The 15,600-nt window shown below is 74.4% G+C and carries 19 protein-coding genes; 12 read left to right on the plus strand and 7 right to left on the minus strand.

The genetic code is table 11. From position 1 onward, the window contains the following. Positions 1-3 precede the first annotated feature (3 nt). A complete protein-coding gene (locus AB0C21_RS08930; protein ID WP_500203475.1) occupies positions 4-621 on the plus strand; it encodes an RNA polymerase sigma factor in 618 nt (205 codons plus the stop codon). Further along, positions 618-1,301 (plus strand): hypothetical protein, encoded by a 684-nt coding sequence (locus tag AB0C21_RS08935; protein ID WP_500203476.1) that lies wholly within the window; start codon positions 618-620, stop codon positions 1,299-1,301. Before AB0C21_RS08930 ends, AB0C21_RS08935 begins: the two co-directional genes overlap by 4 nt. Positions 1,302-1,362: 61 nt before the next feature. On the opposite strand, the gene AB0C21_RS08940 is transcribed toward AB0C21_RS08935, so the two are convergent. Next, complete coding sequence (locus AB0C21_RS08940) at positions 1,363-2,166, minus strand: transporter substrate-binding domain-containing protein (RefSeq protein WP_500203477.1); 804 nt, start codon at positions 2,164-2,166, stop codon at positions 1,363-1,365. Positions 2,167-2,435: 269 nt separating this feature from the next. On the opposite strand from AB0C21_RS08940, the gene AB0C21_RS08945 reads away from it, so the two are divergent. Beyond that, positions 2,436-2,996: a dihydrofolate reductase family protein gene (locus AB0C21_RS08945; RefSeq protein WP_500203478.1), complete on the plus strand. Its 561-nt coding sequence runs from the start codon at positions 2,436-2,438 to the stop codon at positions 2,994-2,996. A gap of 87 nt (positions 2,997-3,083) precedes the next feature. Here AB0C21_RS08945 and AB0C21_RS08950 read toward each other — a convergent pair whose 3' ends face one another. Continuing rightward, complete coding sequence (locus AB0C21_RS08950; protein ID WP_200841996.1) at positions 3,084-3,494, minus strand: phosphoribosyl-AMP cyclohydrolase; 411 nt, start codon at positions 3,492-3,494, stop codon at positions 3,084-3,086. A gap of 84 nt (positions 3,495-3,578) precedes the next feature. Further along, complete coding sequence (locus tag AB0C21_RS08955) at positions 3,579-4,715, minus strand: hypothetical protein (protein ID WP_500203479.1); 1,137 nt, start codon at positions 4,713-4,715, stop codon at positions 3,579-3,581. Between the two features lie 128 nt (positions 4,716-4,843). On the opposite strand from AB0C21_RS08955, the gene AB0C21_RS08960 reads away from it, so the two are divergent. Continuing rightward, positions 4,844-6,040: a sensor histidine kinase gene (locus tag AB0C21_RS08960; protein WP_500203480.1), complete on the plus strand. Its 1,197-nt coding sequence runs from the start codon at positions 4,844-4,846 to the stop codon at positions 6,038-6,040. A gap of 26 nt (positions 6,041-6,066) precedes the next feature. Further along, complete coding sequence (locus tag AB0C21_RS08965; protein ID WP_149260682.1) at positions 6,067-6,717, plus strand: response regulator; 651 nt, start codon at positions 6,067-6,069, stop codon at positions 6,715-6,717. Between the two features lie 30 nt (positions 6,718-6,747). Here the strand turns inward: AB0C21_RS08965 and AB0C21_RS08970 are convergent, their stop codons facing one another. Beyond that, a complete protein-coding gene (locus tag AB0C21_RS08970) occupies positions 6,748-7,530 on the minus strand; it encodes a helix-turn-helix domain-containing protein (RefSeq protein WP_500203481.1) in 783 nt (260 codons plus the stop codon). Positions 7,531-7,616: 86 nt separating this feature from the next. Here AB0C21_RS08970 and AB0C21_RS08975 point away from each other — a divergent pair, with 86 nt between their 5' ends. Beyond that, a complete protein-coding gene (locus AB0C21_RS08975) occupies positions 7,617-8,045 on the plus strand; it encodes a hypothetical protein (RefSeq protein WP_500203482.1) in 429 nt (142 codons plus the stop codon). Between the two features lie 23 nt (positions 8,046-8,068). Here AB0C21_RS08975 and AB0C21_RS08980 read toward each other — a convergent pair whose 3' ends face one another. Further along, a complete protein-coding gene (locus tag AB0C21_RS08980; RefSeq protein WP_500203483.1) occupies positions 8,069-8,440 on the minus strand; it encodes a hypothetical protein in 372 nt (123 codons plus the stop codon). 63 nt (positions 8,441-8,503) lie between these two features. Further along, positions 8,504-9,082, minus strand: coding sequence for a TetR/AcrR family transcriptional regulator (locus tag AB0C21_RS08985; protein WP_500203484.1), 579 nt, complete (start codon positions 9,080-9,082; stop codon positions 8,504-8,506). Positions 9,083-9,165: 83 nt separating this feature from the next. Here AB0C21_RS08985 and AB0C21_RS08990 point away from each other — a divergent pair, with 83 nt between their 5' ends. The 5 genes from AB0C21_RS08990 to AB0C21_RS09010 all read left to right on the plus strand — a co-directional run bounded on the left by AB0C21_RS08990 (position 9,166) and on the right by AB0C21_RS09010 (position 14,248). Continuing rightward, entirely contained in the window at positions 9,166-10,575 is a 1,410-nt protein-coding gene (locus tag AB0C21_RS08990) for an MFS transporter (RefSeq protein WP_500203485.1), read from the plus strand. Positions 10,576-10,656: 81 nt separating this feature from the next. Next, on the plus strand, positions 10,657-11,679 hold the full coding sequence (locus tag AB0C21_RS08995) for an MDR family NADP-dependent oxidoreductase (protein WP_500203486.1): 1,023 nt from the start codon (positions 10,657-10,659) through the stop codon (positions 11,677-11,679). A gap of 18 nt (positions 11,680-11,697) precedes the next feature. Next, complete coding sequence (locus AB0C21_RS09000; RefSeq protein WP_500203487.1) at positions 11,698-12,111, plus strand: MerR family transcriptional regulator; 414 nt, start codon at positions 11,698-11,700, stop codon at positions 12,109-12,111. Between the two features lie 90 nt (positions 12,112-12,201). Continuing rightward, the gene (locus AB0C21_RS09005) at positions 12,202-12,774 is read left to right on the plus strand and encodes an NADPH-dependent FMN reductase (protein WP_500203488.1); all 573 of its coding nucleotides are present in this window, start codon (positions 12,202-12,204) and stop codon (positions 12,772-12,774) included. A 1-nt stretch (position 12,775) separates the two neighbouring features. Then, a complete protein-coding gene (locus AB0C21_RS09010; RefSeq protein ID WP_500203489.1) occupies positions 12,776-14,248 on the plus strand; it encodes a DHA2 family efflux MFS transporter permease subunit in 1,473 nt (490 codons plus the stop codon). A 46-nt stretch (positions 14,249-14,294) separates the two neighbouring features. Here AB0C21_RS09010 and AB0C21_RS09015 read toward each other — a convergent pair whose 3' ends face one another. Continuing rightward, positions 14,295-15,101, minus strand: coding sequence for an SDR family NAD(P)-dependent oxidoreductase (locus AB0C21_RS09015; RefSeq protein ID WP_149260692.1), 807 nt, complete (start codon positions 15,099-15,101; stop codon positions 14,295-14,297). A 242-nt stretch (positions 15,102-15,343) separates the two neighbouring features. Between AB0C21_RS09015 and AB0C21_RS09020 the strand changes: the two genes are divergently transcribed. Beyond that, positions 15,344-15,508 (plus strand): hypothetical protein, encoded by a 165-nt coding sequence (locus tag AB0C21_RS09020; RefSeq protein ID WP_500203490.1) that lies wholly within the window; start codon positions 15,344-15,346, stop codon positions 15,506-15,508. Positions 15,509-15,600 lie beyond the last annotated feature (92 nt).

A 15,600-nucleotide genomic window follows, 5' to 3' on the forward strand; every position in this document is an offset into this window, starting at 1 on the left:
GCGGTGGACGAGGACGAGCTCGGCCGGGCACTGCGCGCGGCGCAGAACGGCGACGAGGAGTCCTTCCGCATGCTCTACCGCGACGTACAGCCGCGCCTGATCCGCTTCGCCGGGGCCATCGTCGGAGCCGACGCGGAGGACGTGACGTCGGAGGCGTGGCTGCAGATCGCCCGTGACCTCCCGACGTTCCGCGGCGACCTCGACGGCTTCCGCGGCTGGACCGCGACGATCACCCGGCACCGGGCGCTGGACCACCTGCGCCGCAGATCCCGCCGCCCCGCCTCCGACCTGCCGGTCGAGGAGCTGGTGACGATGGCCGCGGCCGCCGACACCGAGCTCGACGCCATCGACGGGATCGCCACCGAGGAGGCGCTGCGGCTCATCGCCGACCTGCCCCGCGACCAGGCCGAGGCGGTGCTGCTGCGCGTCGTCGTGGGCCTGGACGCCAAGTCCGCGGGCAAGGTCCTCGGCAAGCGCGCGGGCGCCGTGCGGACCGCCGCCTACCGCGGCCTGCGGCGCCTCGCCGAGCGGCTGCCGGCGCCCCGCGCCGACGCCGCGGACACCCGTCCCCTCGTCCGGGGTGACAGAAACGGCGGCAGTGGCGCTGAAGGGGTGACATGAGAGACCACGAGCCCGGACGGCTGGATCCGCGCACCGCCGAGCGGCTGCTCGACGGCGCCGGCGGGCACCCCGAGCTGCGCGAACTCCTCGCGGCGGCCGCCGCCCCCGGCCGCCCGGAGGAGCTCGCCGGAGAGGACGCCGCCGTCGCCGCCTTCCTGGCGGCGCCCCGGACGGCCCCCGCCTCCCGGACGGCGCGCCTGCGCCGGTTCCTCACCGCCAAGGTCATCGCGGTGGTGGGCGGCTCGATCCTGCTGTCCGGCGGCGTGGCCTACGCGACCGGGAACTTCCCCGGCCAGGACCCTTCGCCCGCGCCGTCGCCGACGCCCCGGGAGCACAAGACCCGCGAGCAGAGCGGCGGCCCCGGTTCCCGCACCTCGCAGCGCCCCGGGACGGCGCCCTCGTCCAAGCCGTCCCACGGGCCGGGCAAGTCCGGCGAGCACGGCAAGACGACCGCGCCGGGCCAGCAGAGGAAGACCGAGACCCCGAAGGCGAAGCCGACGACTCCGCGCGGCCCGGGGAACAACAACGCCACGACCCGCCCGACCACCCCGGCGAAGAAGAGCAAGAGCGGCTCCCAGGGCAACGGGGCCGCCAACAGCGGGACGTCGGACGGCACCGCGCCGAGCGACGGCGCCACGACCGGCACTCCCCTCCTCGGCGGCGGCAACTCCCGGCGCTGATCCCCGCCCGCGCCCTTCGAACCGGCGACGCGCCGCCGGGCGCTCCGGTCGGGGGCGAAGGTCACAGGCAGCCCTCGAACTGCGGCACCTGCACGTCCGACAGGTCCAGGCCGGACGTGCCGAACCACTTGCGCATGAACTTCGCCATCGTCCCGTCCTGGTACATCCGGGTGATCGCCGTGTTGAGCGCCTCGCAGCCGTCCAGATCCCCGCGGCGGATCGCGATCGCCGTCCGCCGCTCGCCGAACCGGGCGTTCAGCAACCGGAAGCCGGCGCCCCGCCGCGTCTTCATCCCGGCCAGGATGGTGTCGTTCGTGGTGATCGCGTCGATCCGGCCGTCCGCGAGCATGCCCATGCACTCCTCGTAGGACCGCGCCGCCACCGGCACGGCCGGCACTTCCCGCTCGACCGTCACCGCCTCGGCCGCGCCCGCCCCCACGACGGCGCAGATCCTGCGGCCCTTCAGGTCGCGGACGCCGCGCACGTCGTGCTCGTCGGTGCGGACGAGGATGTCCTGGTACGACGTGAGGTAAGGGCCCGCGAAGGAGAACCGCTCCTTCCACTTGGGCTCCAGCCAGAACGTCAGCACCATGTCGACGTCCCCGTCCTGGAGCAGCCGTTCCCGGTCCCGCGCCAGCGCCGGGACGAAGCGGACCTTCTTTCCCATCCGCGCGGCGAGGTACCGGGACACGTCCACGTCCAAGCCCTCGTACGTGCCGTCCGGGCCCTTGAACCCGATGCCCGGCAGGTCCGGCCGGACGCCCGCCGTCAGCGTGTCCCCGTCGAGGATGGACGCCTCGTCGCGGCTCGCGCACCCGCCGAGCAGGAGGCTCCCCGCCAGTGCCGCCGCGATCGGTCGCCGCATCGTCCGTCCCCTCGCACGGCCCTGGTCAGGGCACATCCGCCATCAAGATCGCAGGGCGATCCGGCGCCCCTCCACCCGGTGGCCGGATCCGGCCCCCGTCCGCCGCCCGGCCGGGGGCCGGGCCACCGCGGTCCGGCCGTCCGCGACGGCACCGCACCGACGGCGGCCACGGGCCTTCCGGGAAGCCGTAAACATTCCGTAAACGGTGTCCGCGAAGCTGTGGGCACTGGAAACAACCGCGGAGAACCGCGGGACCGAAGGAGAAGACGATGCGGAAGTTCAAGCTTCAGGTGCAGGTCAGCGCTGACGGCTACATGGCCGGCCCGAACGGCGAGATGGACTGGATGAAGTTCCCCTGGACCGAGGACATCGGCGAGTACATCAATGGGCTGATGGAGCCGGTGGACACCATCGTGCTGGGCCGCAAGCTCGCCGAGGGGTTCATCCCGGCCTGGGAGTCCGGGCCCCAGGGCGAGACCCAGGAGGCCATCGACCAGATGAACAACACGCCCAAGGTCGTGATCTCCGACAGCCTCAGCGAGTCGCCGTGGAAGAACGCGGAGGTCGCGGGCGGCGACCTCACCGAGACCGTGAACCGGCTGAAGTCCCGCCCCGGCGGCGACATGATCGTCTACGGGGGCGGCACGCTCGTCCGCGACCTGATCGGCCGGGGCCTGCTCGACGACCTGTACCTGTTCGTCAACCCGACCGCGATCGGCGCCGGGATGCCGGTGTTCCCGGAGGGCTCCTACCAGCGCCTCGACCTCGTGGAGTCGCGCGTGTTCGACTGCGGCATCGCCGTCATGCACTACAGGCCGCAGAACGCGTGACGCCCGGCACGCCGATGGAGCGGGCGCAGCCCCGCCCGCTCCGCCGGAGGCGGTCCGGCCCAGCGTGACCGGCCCGGGGCCGGCCGCTCACTGCAGGAGGTGGCGCAGCGTCCCGTCGCCGGCGACGGAGCGGTAGTAGCAGGTGGGGCGGGGCTCCCCGGACGGCAGGTTCGTGTGGCAGGCGCCGCCGGTGGTGCGGTTCACGAGGTAGAGCAGGGAGTTCTGCTCGCAGTTGACGCGGACGTCGACCAGTTCGAGGACGTCCCCGGAGGTCGCGCCCTTGCGCCACAGCTCGTTGCGGGACGTCGACCACAGGACGGCGATCCGCTCGTCCAGGGTCGCCTTGAGCGCCTGGTCGTTCGCGTATCCGATGAACAGGACCTCCCCGCTGCCCGCGTCCTGCAGGACCACCGGGACGACCCGCGCCCCGGTCGCCGCGACGCCCGCGAGCTTGTCGAAGTCCAAGGTGAGCCGGGTGCCTTCTTCGAGTTCGTTCACCCCGCCATCCTGCCCGCCCGCGGCGCCGACCGTCTCCCCTGACACGGGCCGGGTCCCTCCGCCGCCGGGAGACGCCCCGGCGGATCACGGGCCGACGGCGACTCCCGCTTCCGCCTCGTCCCCGGCGCGGTCGTCGCGTCCGGCGCGTTCGGCTGTGCCCCGCCCGCAGCGCCGGCAGGCGCCGCGGCGCCGCAGATGGTAGGAGAGCGTGGCGGCGCCGAGCGCCGCGCCCCACGCAACGAAGATCACACCTGGCAGGCTCACCGCCCACAGGCCGGGTTCCAGGTCGACGCGGAGGTTCATCAGGCCCGCGGGGACGAGCGCGACCGCGACGACGGACGCCGGGACGATCGCCAGCGCGGGCGGCACCCGCTTTCCGGCCTTGAACCAGATCCACCGCGGATACACGACGCCCCAGCGGTGGACGAGGCCGTGGGTGAGGACGCCGCCGAGGAGCGAGGCGATCGCGAACCCGAGACCGGCCTCCAGCATCCCCGGCGTGTCCTGCATCATCCGCTCGAAGTCCTCGGTGATGCCGAGCGGGTAGCCGAAGTACCAGGCGACGCGGGTCACCTCGTACGGGAGGCTCGCGGCGCATGCGGCCCAGACGGCCCACCTTCCCCAGCGCAGGGCCGATTCGGGGGAGGTCCAGTGGGCGGCCGGACGGTCGCCGCGCCCGCAGTGGACGCAGGCCCCGCCCGTCCGGCGCTGGTAGGCGAGGGCGGTCGCGGCCCAGAGCACGCCGCCGGCGAAGAGCACGAGGAGGTTCACCCGGTGCCAGTAGAGGATGTCGCCGATCCCGCCCTGGGGTCCGGGCACCCCGGTGAACGCGAACACCACGAGCAGCGGCGCGAGCGCGACGAAGGCGATCAGGAAGTAGTCGGGGATGACGAGGGCGAAGGTGACGGCCTGCGCCCAGGCGAGGCCGAGCAGCGCGTTCCGGAGGGCCGGGCGGCCGCGGCCGCGTGCCATCACCACGCCGAGGACGGCGCCGGCGGCCCCGACGGCGGCCATCGCGGGCGCGGTGACGCCCGCGTCGGCCCCTTCGAGGACCGACCCGGAGAGGTGGTCCTCGTCCACCGGGCCGAAGGGGTAGCCGGTGCCGCCCAGGGTCCAGTAGAGCCCGAGCATGCCGTAGAGCAGCGACCACGCCGCGGCCGCGTAGCCGGTCCAGGCGGGCCACGCTCCCCACCAGCGGAAGATCCATCTCGAAGTGCGCATGCCTTCAGCGTGGGCGCGCCGCGGACCCCGCGAACATATGCCTTTCCGCACGTTACGAGGCGGTCAGGGCGGGGCGATGTGCCGTTCGGCAGGGGGTCGGCCCCGTCATCGCTGCCTAAGCTCGAACCGTGCGAAACGGACTCGTGCGAAGGACCGGCCTGTACGCGGCCGGAGCGCTGGTGCCGCTCGGCGCCGCCGGCGCGCCGGTGTTCGGCTGGGCCGCCGTGCCGGGCGCGGTCGCGATGGCGGGCGCCCTCGCCGCGCTCGCCATACGGCCCGCCAGGCGGGACGCGACCTGGATCGTCGCCGCGGCGGCGGGCGGTGTCTCGCTCGCCGCGACGGCGACGGCCTGGTCGTCGCCCGGCGCGCGGTTCCAGGAGGGCGAAGGGCCGGAGAACCTGCTGGGGCTGGTCGAGGTCGCCGCCCTGACGGTGCTGGTGGCGGTGGTCGTCCGGGTGGCGGCGTTCCGCGGGGCGCTGGCCGGAGCCGGTCTCGCAGGTCTGGCGGTGCCGTGCTGGATCCTGCGCTTCGGCGTCCCTGGAACGGCCGGGCTCGCCGCCCTCGCCGCGTGGGCGCTGCCCCCGGTGCTCGCCGTCACGACCGGGCTCTACCTGCGCTCGCTGGACGACCGCCGCCGCCGGTCGGTCGCGTCCGCGCGGCGGCGGCAGCGCCTTGAGCTGGCGAGCGACCTGCACGACTTCGTCGCCCACGACGTCAGCGAGATGCTCGCCCAGGCCCGGGCCGGCCAGATCCTGGCCGAGCGCGACCCGTCCGCGGCCGCGCGAACCTTCACGATCATCGAGGAGGCGGCGCTCCGCGCGATGGCGGCCATGGACCGCACCGTGGGGATGCTCCGCGCCGACGCCGGTTCCGAAGAGGGCGGGCCGGCCCTGGCGCCGGCGCCGTCCCTGTCCGACCTCCCCGACCTGGCCGCGAGGTTCACCGCGTCCGGCAACGCACCCGTCCACCTGGACCTCGACCCCGATCTGGACGTGCCTCGCGAGGTGGGCACGACCGCCTACCGCATCGTGGTGGAGGCGCTGACGAACGTGCGCCGCCACGCCCCTGGCGCGGGCCGGGTGGACGTGAGCGTGCGCGGCTCGGCGGGGGACGTCCGCTCGCTGCGGGTCCTCGTCGCCGACGACGCCCGGGACGGTGCGGCGGGTCCGCCCGCGAGGCGGGGCGGGCTGGGCCTGCCGGGCCTGCGCGAACGGGTCGAGATGCTGGGCGGCACGCTGACCGCCGGCCCGCGCGACCCGTCCGGATGGCAGGTCGCGGCCGTCCTGCCGCTGGGCGACCGGCCCCGGCGCGCGCGGCGGCGCTGACCGGCCCGGGTGAGACGATGGCGGACATGACGACGCGCATCCTGATCGCCGACGATCAGGAGCACGTCCGGGGGGCGTTCCGGATCATCCTGGACGCGCAGCCCGACCTGACCGTGATCGCGGAGGCCGCGGACGGCGCCTCGGCCGTCGAGCAGGCCCGCCTGCTGCGCCCCGACGTCGTGCTCGCCGACGTCCGCATGCCCGGCATGGACGGGCTGGAGGTCACCCGGATCCTCGCGGGACCGGACGCCGCCGACCCGATCCGCGTCGTGGTCGTCACCACGTTCGACCTCGACGAGTACGTGCACACCGCGCTGCGCAACGGCGCGTGCGGGTTCCTGCTCAAGCGGTCGAGCCCCGCGCTGCTGGTGGAGGCGGTGCGCGCGGCGGTGTCCGGCGACACGCTGATCAGCCCGCAGATCACCGTCCGGCTGCTGCGCCGGCTGGCCGAGCGGGCGGACCGGCCCCCCGCGGGCGGGCGGCTGTCCGAGCGGGAGGCCGAGGTCGCGCGGCTCGTCGCGCGCGGGCACACCAACGGCGAGATCGCCGAGGCGCTGTTCATCTCGCCGGGGACCGTCAAGAACCACGTCGCCGCGATCCAGCGCAAGGTCGGCGCCCGCAACCGGGTCGGGATCGCGGCCTGGGCGTGGGACAGCGGCCACATCACCGGCATCTAGCGGCCGCCCGCGGCGGCGTGCCGCGGCACGTCACGACCGTCGCCGCAGGAGCGTCGCCGTGGTGTCGTCGGCGGGCAGGAACGCTTCGAGACGCAGCTCGGAGAGCGTGACGTCCACGGCGGTCGCGAACGAGGTCAGCGTCGTGATCAGGCGCAGCTCGCCGTCCGGGACCCGCAGCCGGAGCGGGACGGCGAAGCCGAGGTGATCGCCCGCCGGCTCCACGCGGGGCAGGTAGCCGTCCAGCTCGTCGATGAACTCCGTCAGAACCGGGTCGGGGACGCGCCGCGCCTGGTCGCGGAGGCTGCCGGTGATGTGCCGGCCCCATTCGGCGAGGTTCTCGACGCGGCCGGCCATCCCGTCCGGGTGCAGGGCGAGGCGCAGGACGTTGACCGGCGGTTCCAGCAGCGCGGGCGCGGCGCCCTCGGTGAGGACGCCGAACGCCGGGTTGGCGGCGACGAGTTCGCCGTAAGGCCGGACGACGACCGCCGGGTACGGCATGTGCCCGTCGAGGATGCGTTCGAGGGCCTCGCGCACCGGACCGAGCTCGGGGGCGTCCAGGCCCGACTCGGTGTAGACCGGCGCGTAGCCGGCGGCGAGCAGGAGCCCGTTGCGCTCCCGCAGCGGCAGTTCCAGGGACTCGGCGAGCCGCACCACCATGGCGCGGCCCGGTTGGGAACGCCCCTGTTCGAGGAAGCTCAGATGGCGCTGGGTCGTGTCCGCCCGGATCGCCAGTTCGAGCTGGCTGAAACGGCGGCGCGTCCGCCATCGCCGCAGGTCGCGCGCGAACGTCCCCGGCTCCGCCACCACTGTCATGCCTCCATTCCACACCGGGCGCCCGCGCCCGTTCCATTCCCTGCAGGGAATCGCGGAGCCGCCGTCGCGGCTCGCAGACTGCCGACATGAGCATCGAAGTGAAGCAGGTGGCCGACCGCTACCTCTCCCTGTGGAACGAGCCCGACCCCGCGGCGCGGAGCGCGCTGATCCGTGAAGCGTGGGCGCCCGACGCGGTCCACGTACTGGTCAACCCGCCGGAGGAGGCCCGCAACGCCGCCGCGGCGCTCGCCGTGCCTCCCGCGCCCCTGGAAGTGCACGGGCACTCCGCCCTGGACGCCCGCGTGGCCAGGGCCTACGAGATGTTCGTCGCGCCGGGCGAGCACGTCTTCGAGATCGCCGAGGAGCCCTTCGTCCTGATGCCGCACGTGGTCGGAATCCGCTGGGCGATGGTGCCGGTGGGCGGCGGCGAGGCCGCCGGCGGAGGAGTGGACGTCCTCTACCTGGACGACGACGGCCGCATCCGCACCGACCACCAGTTCGTCGGGACGCGGTGACGCCCGCGCGGGTGGGCGACCGGTCAGGCCGGTCGCCCTTCCGCGCGCAGGGCGAGGGCGCCGAGGACGGCGTAGCCGCCGGTGATCGCCGTCAGGCCGGCCGCCGCTCCGCGCGGCACGTCCCCGCGGACCACGTGCGCGAGCCCGGCGGCGGTGTCGCAGGCGTCCACCATCAGGCAGAGCCTCCGCCAGCGCCGCCGCGCCCGCGGCTCGCTCAGCAGGTAGCCGAGGCCGAGCGCGACGGCCCGGCTGCCGAAGACCCGGATCAGGTACCTGAGCTCGGGGCCGTCGCGGTCGCCCATGCCCGCCAGCCGCACGTTGAGGCCGGGCGCGGCCAGCGCCAGCGCACCCCACGCCACCCGGCCGCCCGCGAGCATCTCCAGTGTTCGCTCCATGCCGCGACCCTCCCATCACGCCCCGCCACGAACCGATTACCTCGGAGGTAAGGCCGCGGTGGGTCACGCGGTCAGGATGGACCGCACCGTCGCGGACACGACGCGGCCGGTCTCCTCCTCGTCCAGCCGCTCGGCGCGGGTCTCCTCGGCGGCGCCGTGCAGGACGTACTGCACCACGTTGACCAGCCATGTGATCGGCAGGTCGGTGCGGAACACGCCCTCGTCCTGGCCGCGGCGGACGATGTCCTCCACGCGTTTCGCCGGATCGGCGTGCAACTCGCGGACGCGCCCCGCCGGAAGGGCTTCCTGCGCCGCCACGAGCAGCGCCCTGGATTCGGCCACGAGGGCCCAACTGGACTCCACCAGCCGGGTGAGCGCCTCTTCGGGACTCCCGGACAGGTCGAGGCCCGACAGCTTCTCCTCGCCGGCGCGCAGTGCGTCGACCAGCGCGGCCTCGACCAGGTCGGCCCGGTTGCGGAAGTGGCCGTAGAGCGTCATCCGTCCGACACCGGCCGCCTTGGCGATGTCGTCGATGCTCGCGCCCGGGTCCCGGCCCAGGCACTCGCGTGCCGCGGACACGATGCGGGCGATGTTGCGCTCGGCGTCTGCGCGCCGGCGCCGGCCTGGGGCGGCGGAGGACATGCCCGCATCCTAACTCGTACATCGAAGTACGTGTTACTCTCCTAACTCGTATGGTCCTATACGAGTTATGGGGGAGAGTCGTCATGACAGACACCGGTCACGACCCGTCCGCGCGGCCGCATCCGCTGCGCTGGCGCATCCTGGGGCTGCTCGGCGTGGCCCAGCTCATGCTGATCCTCGACGTCACGGTCGTCGCGATCGCGCTGCCGCACATGGAGACCGACCTGGAGCTGAGCCGCCAGGCCGTGACCTGGACGGTCAGCGCCTACACCCTGGCGTTCGGCGGCCTGATGCTGCTCGGCGGGCGGACCGCCGACCTGTTCGGGGCCAAGCGCGTCGTCCTCGCCGGCCTGCTGGTCTTCACGGCGGCGTCGCTGGTGACGGGCCTGGCCGGATCGGCCGCCGTGCTGCTGGGCGGGCGCGTCGCCCAGGGGGTGGGGGCGGCGATGCTGTCCCCGTCGGCCCTGTCCCTCGTGGTCACGCTGTTCCAGGGGGACGAGCGGAACAAGGCGCTCGGCGTCTGGTCCGCGCTGGGCGGCGGCGGGGCCGCCCTCGGCGTCCTGCTGGGCGGCGCGCTCACCGCCGGTCCCGGCTGGCCCTGGGTGTTCTTCGTCAACGTCCCCATCGGACTGGTGATCTTCGCCGCGCTCGCCCGGATGCTGCCGCGCCACGCGGCGGCCGCGTTCCGCCCCCGGCTCGACGTCCTCGGGGCGCTGCTGGTCACCGCCTCGTCCGGCGCCCTGATCTACGCGTTCATCCGCGCCGGCGACGCCGGCTGGCTCGACCTCGGCACCGGCTGGCCGGTGCTGCTCGCCGCGGTCGGCTACCTGGCGTTCGCGGCCAGGCAGAAGACCGCCGCCTCGCCCATGATGGACCTGTCGCTGCTGGCCCGCCGCCCGGTGGCCACCGGCACGTTCCTGATCGTGACCGCGACGGCCCTGATGATCGCGATGTTCTTCCTCGGCACGTTCTACTTCCAGCACGCCCGGGACTACGGCGCGCTGCGCACCGGCCTGCTGTTCCTGCCGATCGCGGTCGCGACGATGGCCGGCGCCGACCTGACCGGCCGGACCATCGCCGCCGCGGGACCGCGCCGCCTCGCCGTCGCCGGGCTCGTCGCCGCCGCCGCCGGCATGGCGATCCCGGCCGTCTCGCTGCACCCCGTGACGGTCGTGGTCGGCACCGCGATCGCGGGCGCCGGAGCGGGCGCGATGTTCGTCGTCGCCTCCGCCACGGCCCTCGGCCAGGTGGCGCCGCACGAGTCCGGCATCGCGTCCGGCATCGTCAGCACCTTCCACGAGTTCGGCGCGTCGATCGGGGCCGCCGTCATCTCCAGCGTCGCGGCCGCCAGCCTCGCCGGCGACACCCTCGACGGCTTCACGAACGGCTTCGTCCTCGCCGCCGTCACCGCGGCCGTCGCGACCCTGGCGTCCGCCGTCCTCACCCCGGGCCGTCCCGCCGCGTCACCGAAACAGGCGCCGGCGGACGCTTGACCCTGACGCGCGGGTCAACGGTTAGCTTCGTGGCCCGCGTCCGGGGCTCCTCCCCGGATTCCCGGCTGTGAGGAGCGTCCGATGCCGTCATCGCCCCCGACCACCCGCGTGGTCCAGCTCGCCGCCCTTCCCGAGGGGCTGCCCGGGCCCGAGCACTTCAGCGTCGTGGAAGTGCCCATGCCGGTGCCGGCGGAGGGGGAGGTGCTGGTCCGCAACCGCTGGTTCCAGGTCTTCCCGGCGCTGCGGACCCTGATCGGCGGCGGCGTGAAGGGCACTCCCTTCCCGCCGCTGCGTCAGGGCGACACCCTGTTCGGGGCGGCGATCGGCGAGGTCGTCTCGGCGCCCCGGGACTCCGGGCTCCGTCCCGGCGACCTGGTCCGGCACTGGCTGGGCTGGCGCGAGCACGCGGTCATGCCCGCCGGGCAGTGCTCTCCGCTGGACGGCACGCTGCCCGATCCTGCCGCGCACCTCGGCCAGGCGGGCATCGCGTACACGGCGCTGACCCGGGACGCGGGCGTCCGTCCCGGCGACACCGTGTTCGTCTCCGGCGGCGCGGGCGGGGTCGGCTCGCTCGCCGGTCAGATCGCCCGGCTGCTCGGCGCGGGCCGCGTGATCGGCAGCACGGGTTCGCCGGACAAGGCCGCCCGCATGGAGTCCGAACTGGGCTACGACACGGCCCTGGTCCGGGGCGGGCGGCCCATCGCCGAGCAGCTGGCGGAGGCCGCACCCGACGGGATCGACGTCCTCGTGGACAACGTCGGCGGCGAACAGCTCCAGGCCGCGATCGCCGCCGCCAGGCCCGGCGCGCGGTTCGTCCTCGTCGGGACGCTGGCCGGGCAGCTCGCGCCGGACCGCACCGGAACCACGGCCCCCGTCGAGATCGACACGTTCCAGCTCATCGCCAAGCGCATCGGCATGCGCGGTTTCGGCGGGCTGGACGACGCCGGGCCCCGCCCCGAGTGGGCCGAGCGCTTCGGCGCCTGGCTGCGCTCCGGCGCCCTCACCTTCCCGCACGCGCGCGTCGCGGGCATCGAGCACGCCCCGCGCGCGTTGCACGAACTGATCACCGGACGGCACCTCGGAGCCGTCATCGTCGAGCTGTGACGTGCGAGAGGAGTCCCCATGCGGATCGGCGACGCCGCGGCGGCGGCCGGAACGACCCCGCGGGCACTGCGGTTCTACGAGCAGCGCGGCCTCCTGCCGCCGCCGTCCCGCACCTCCGGCGGGCAGCGGACGTACGGGCCGCGCGAGGTGGCCCGCGTGCTGACCATCCGCCGGATGCTGTCCCTCGGGCTGACCATCGAGGACATCCGCGGCTGCGCCGACCGGCTCGACCTGCTGGACGGCGACGCCCTGCCGCCCTACGGCGGCCCCGGCTGCACGCGGAGCGCCGGGGTCGCCCGACGCCGGCTGGACGTCCTCGACGCCGAGATCGCGCGCCTGACGGAACTGCGCGACGCGCTCGCCGCCCAGATCGGGGAGGCGCAGGCGTCCCCGGCGGCCGCGCCGGCCGGCGGCCGTTGCGCGGACAGGTAGGGCACCCCGGTCATCTGACAGATGAGCCGCCCACGGCGCTCTCCGTAGCTTCGGACGCGTCATCAGACCGCGCCTTTGAAGGAGATACCGATGACCAAGGCACCGCTGCGCGTCGCGATCATCATCGCGAGCACGCGGGAGGGACGGTTCGGGCCGACCGTGGGGAACTGGTTCGCCGAACAGGCCCGGCAGCGCGAGGACCTGATCGTCGACGTCGTCGACGTGGCGGACGAGCCGCCGCCGTCCGCGCTCGGGGCGAAGGCGTCCGAGCGGTTCGCGCGGGTGACCGCGACACTGCGCGAGGCCGACGCCTTCGTCGTGGTGACCTGCGAGTACAACCACAGCTTCCCCGGCACGCTGAAGAACCTGATCGACACCCACTTCCACGAGTGGCGGGCCAAGCCGGTCGCGTTCGTCTCGTACGGGGGGCTCGCGGGCGGGCTGCGCGCGGTCGAGCACCTGCGGGCCGTCTTCGCCGAGTTGCACGCCATGACCGTGCGCGACACCGTCAGCTTCCACAGCCCGTGGAACTGGTTCGGCGGTGACGGCCGGCCGAACGACCCCGAGGGCGCGTCCGCGGCGGCCAAGGGGATGCTCGACCAGCTCGCCTGGTGGGGGCACGCGCTGCGCGACGCCCGGGCCGTCCGCCCGTACGGGAGCTGAGGTGACCGCGACGGCGGAGGCCCCGCCTCGGGAGCGGACGGGGCCGGACCCGATGGCGGTCGCGCTCGTCCTCGTCCTCGGCTCGATCATGATCACGCTGGACACCACGGTGGTGAACGTCGCGATCAACCGGCTGTCCCAGGAGTTCCGCGCGCCGCTCGGCACGATCCAGTGGGTGGCGACCGGGTACTCGCTGGCGCTCGGCGCGGTGATCCCGTCCAGCGCGTGGGCGGTCGGGCGGTTCGGCGCCCGCCGCCTCTACCTGGGCGCGATCGCGGCGTTCGGGGCGGGGTCGCTGCTGGCCGGGCTGGCGTGGAACATCGAGTCGCTGATCGCGTTCCGGGTCGTGCAGGGGTTCAGCGGCGGGCTGGTGATGCCGGTCGGCATGACGATCCTGCTGCGCGCCGCCGGGCCCGAGCGGCTCGGCCGGCTGATGAGCACGCTCGGCCTGTCGATCCTCGTCGGGCCGCTGGCCGGGCCCGTCCTCGGCGGCTGGCTGATCGACGAGGTGTCGTGGCGGTGGATGTTCTTCGTGAACCTGCCCGTGGCGGCGGCCGTCGTGGTCCTCGTCCTGCGGGTCTTCCCGCGCGACGTCCCGGCGGAGGGCAGGCCGCTGGACCTTCCGGGCCTGCTGACGCTCTCGCCCGGCATCGCCCTCGTGCTGTACGGCGTGACGACGGGCGGCGACCGCGGCGGGTTCGGCTCGCCGGGCGTCCTGGTGCCGATGGCCGCGGGCGCGGCGCTGGTCATCGCGTTCGCGGTCCGGGCGCTGACGGCCCGGCATCCGCTGATCGACCTGCGCGGGTTCCGGGACCGGACGTTCGCCGCCGCGACCGGCACGCTGACCCTGTTCTCGTTCGGCTACTTCGGGTCGATGCTGCTGCTCCCCCTGTACCTGCAGGTCGTCCGGGGCGAGAGCGCGACGATGGCCGGGGTGATCGGCATCCCGTTCGCGCTCGGCTCCGGGACGGCGATGCAGGTCGCGGGCCGCATCGCCGACCGGGTGCCGCCGGGGCGGCTCGTGCCCGTGTCGGTCGCGACCGCCCTCACCGGGTTCGCGCTGTTCACCGCCCAGCTCGACGCGGACGCGTCCTACTGGGGGCTGTGCGCGACGATGCTGCTGATGGGCGCGGGCGGCGGCGCGACGATGATGCCCGCGATGGCGGCGGCGACCCGCGGCCTGCCGCACGACCGGGCGCCGGCGGCGAGCGCGACGGTCAACCTGCTCAACACGATGTCGGGCGCCGTCGGGATGGCGGCGGCGTCGGTCGTGCTGTCCGCGCTGATGAGCGGCCTGGTGCCGGACGGGGAGGGCGGCCCGCTCCAGGCCGTCCACAGGCTGGGACCGGACGGGCACCGGGCGGTCGCCGGGCCGCTGGCGGACGCGTTCCGGCACACCTACCTCTTCGCGGTGGCCATGCTGGCCCTGGCCCTGGTCCCGGCGCTGCTGCTGCCGCGCAGGAAGGCCGGATGACCGTGCGGGCCCCCGGCCGCGGGAGCCGGGGGCCGCACCGGGAGGCTCAGACCTCCTTGAGGAAGCCGGAGTCGACCGCGAAGTCGGCCCCGGTGGTGCTCGCCGACCGCGGCGACGCCAGCAGCACGACCACGTCCGCGACCTCCTGCGGCGTCGCGAGGCGGCCGGTCGTGAGGCTCATCATCTCGGCCGCGCCGCCGTCCAGCACGGCGTCGCGGTCGGAGCCGGTTGCCCCGGCGATGATGTCGGCGGCGCCGCCCTCGTCGGTCCACCACGGCGTCCGGACCGGGCCCGGCGACACCGAGTTGACCCGCACGCCCTGCGGGGCGAACTCCTCCGACAGCCCCTTCGTCAGGTTGTTCAGCGCCGCCTTCGCCGCGTTGTAGTCGTAGTTCATCGGCCCGGGGCGCCGCCCGTTCCCCGACGACACGTTGACGATCGACGCCGCGTCGCTCTCCAGCAGGTGCGGCATCGCCGCCCGGACCGCGCGCACCACGGCGAACAGGTTGAACTCGAACATCGCACGCCAGTCGTCGTCCGACGGGGTCAGGAACCCGAACCGGGGCAGCATGGCCCCGGGCGGCGGCCCGCCCGCGTTGTTGACCAGGACGTCGAGCCGGCCGAACTCCTCCACCGCGCGCTCCACGACGTGCGCCGGGGCGGCGGCGTCCATCAGGTCGGCGGACACGTGGAGCAGGTTCGGCCCGGCGAGCGCGTCCAGCTCCCCGCCGGGCTTGCGGGACACGGCCACGACGCGGGCGCCCTCGTCCAGCAGCGTCCGCGTGACGGCCGCCCCGATCCCCTTCGACGCTCCGGTGACGATCGCGACGCGTCCGGCGAGCCGCAGGTCCATGGGTACCCCTCTCATAGGCGAGCGCGCCCGCCTCGGACGCGCCTCGCCCTCTGAACCCCGCCCCGCCGCCACCGGTTGCACCGCCGAGCACGCGCGCCGTCCGGCACTGCCAGAACAGAGGCTTTCCGCCAGCCGGGCCGAAATGGCAGAAATGCCGCGTCGAATGGCAGCTGACCGTCTCATGGTGGAAGCCGGGCAGATGGCACGCTGATGCGGTGTTCGTCCAGACAATGGAGGGAAATATGCGACGCATTGCCGTGGTCATGCTCACCGCCGGCATCTTCGCCGGCGGCCTCGGAGTCGTCGGGGCGTCATCGGCATCGGCCGACGAGACCGGCAGCGTGCGGATCACCTCGACCACCGGCGACGAGACCGGCAGCGTGCGGATCACCAACCGCGACTTCTGACCGGTGGCGAGGTTCGCGGATCTGCTCCTCTCCCCGGGGCGGATCCGCGGCCGGTTCGGCGCCCGGTGCCTTTTCGAGAGCCTTCGAAAGGC

Origin of the sequence: Spirillospora sp. NPDC049024, assembly GCF_040649235.1 — a bacterium.
Classification (GTDB): domain Bacteria; phylum Actinomycetota; class Actinomycetes; order Streptosporangiales; family Streptosporangiaceae; genus Spirillospora.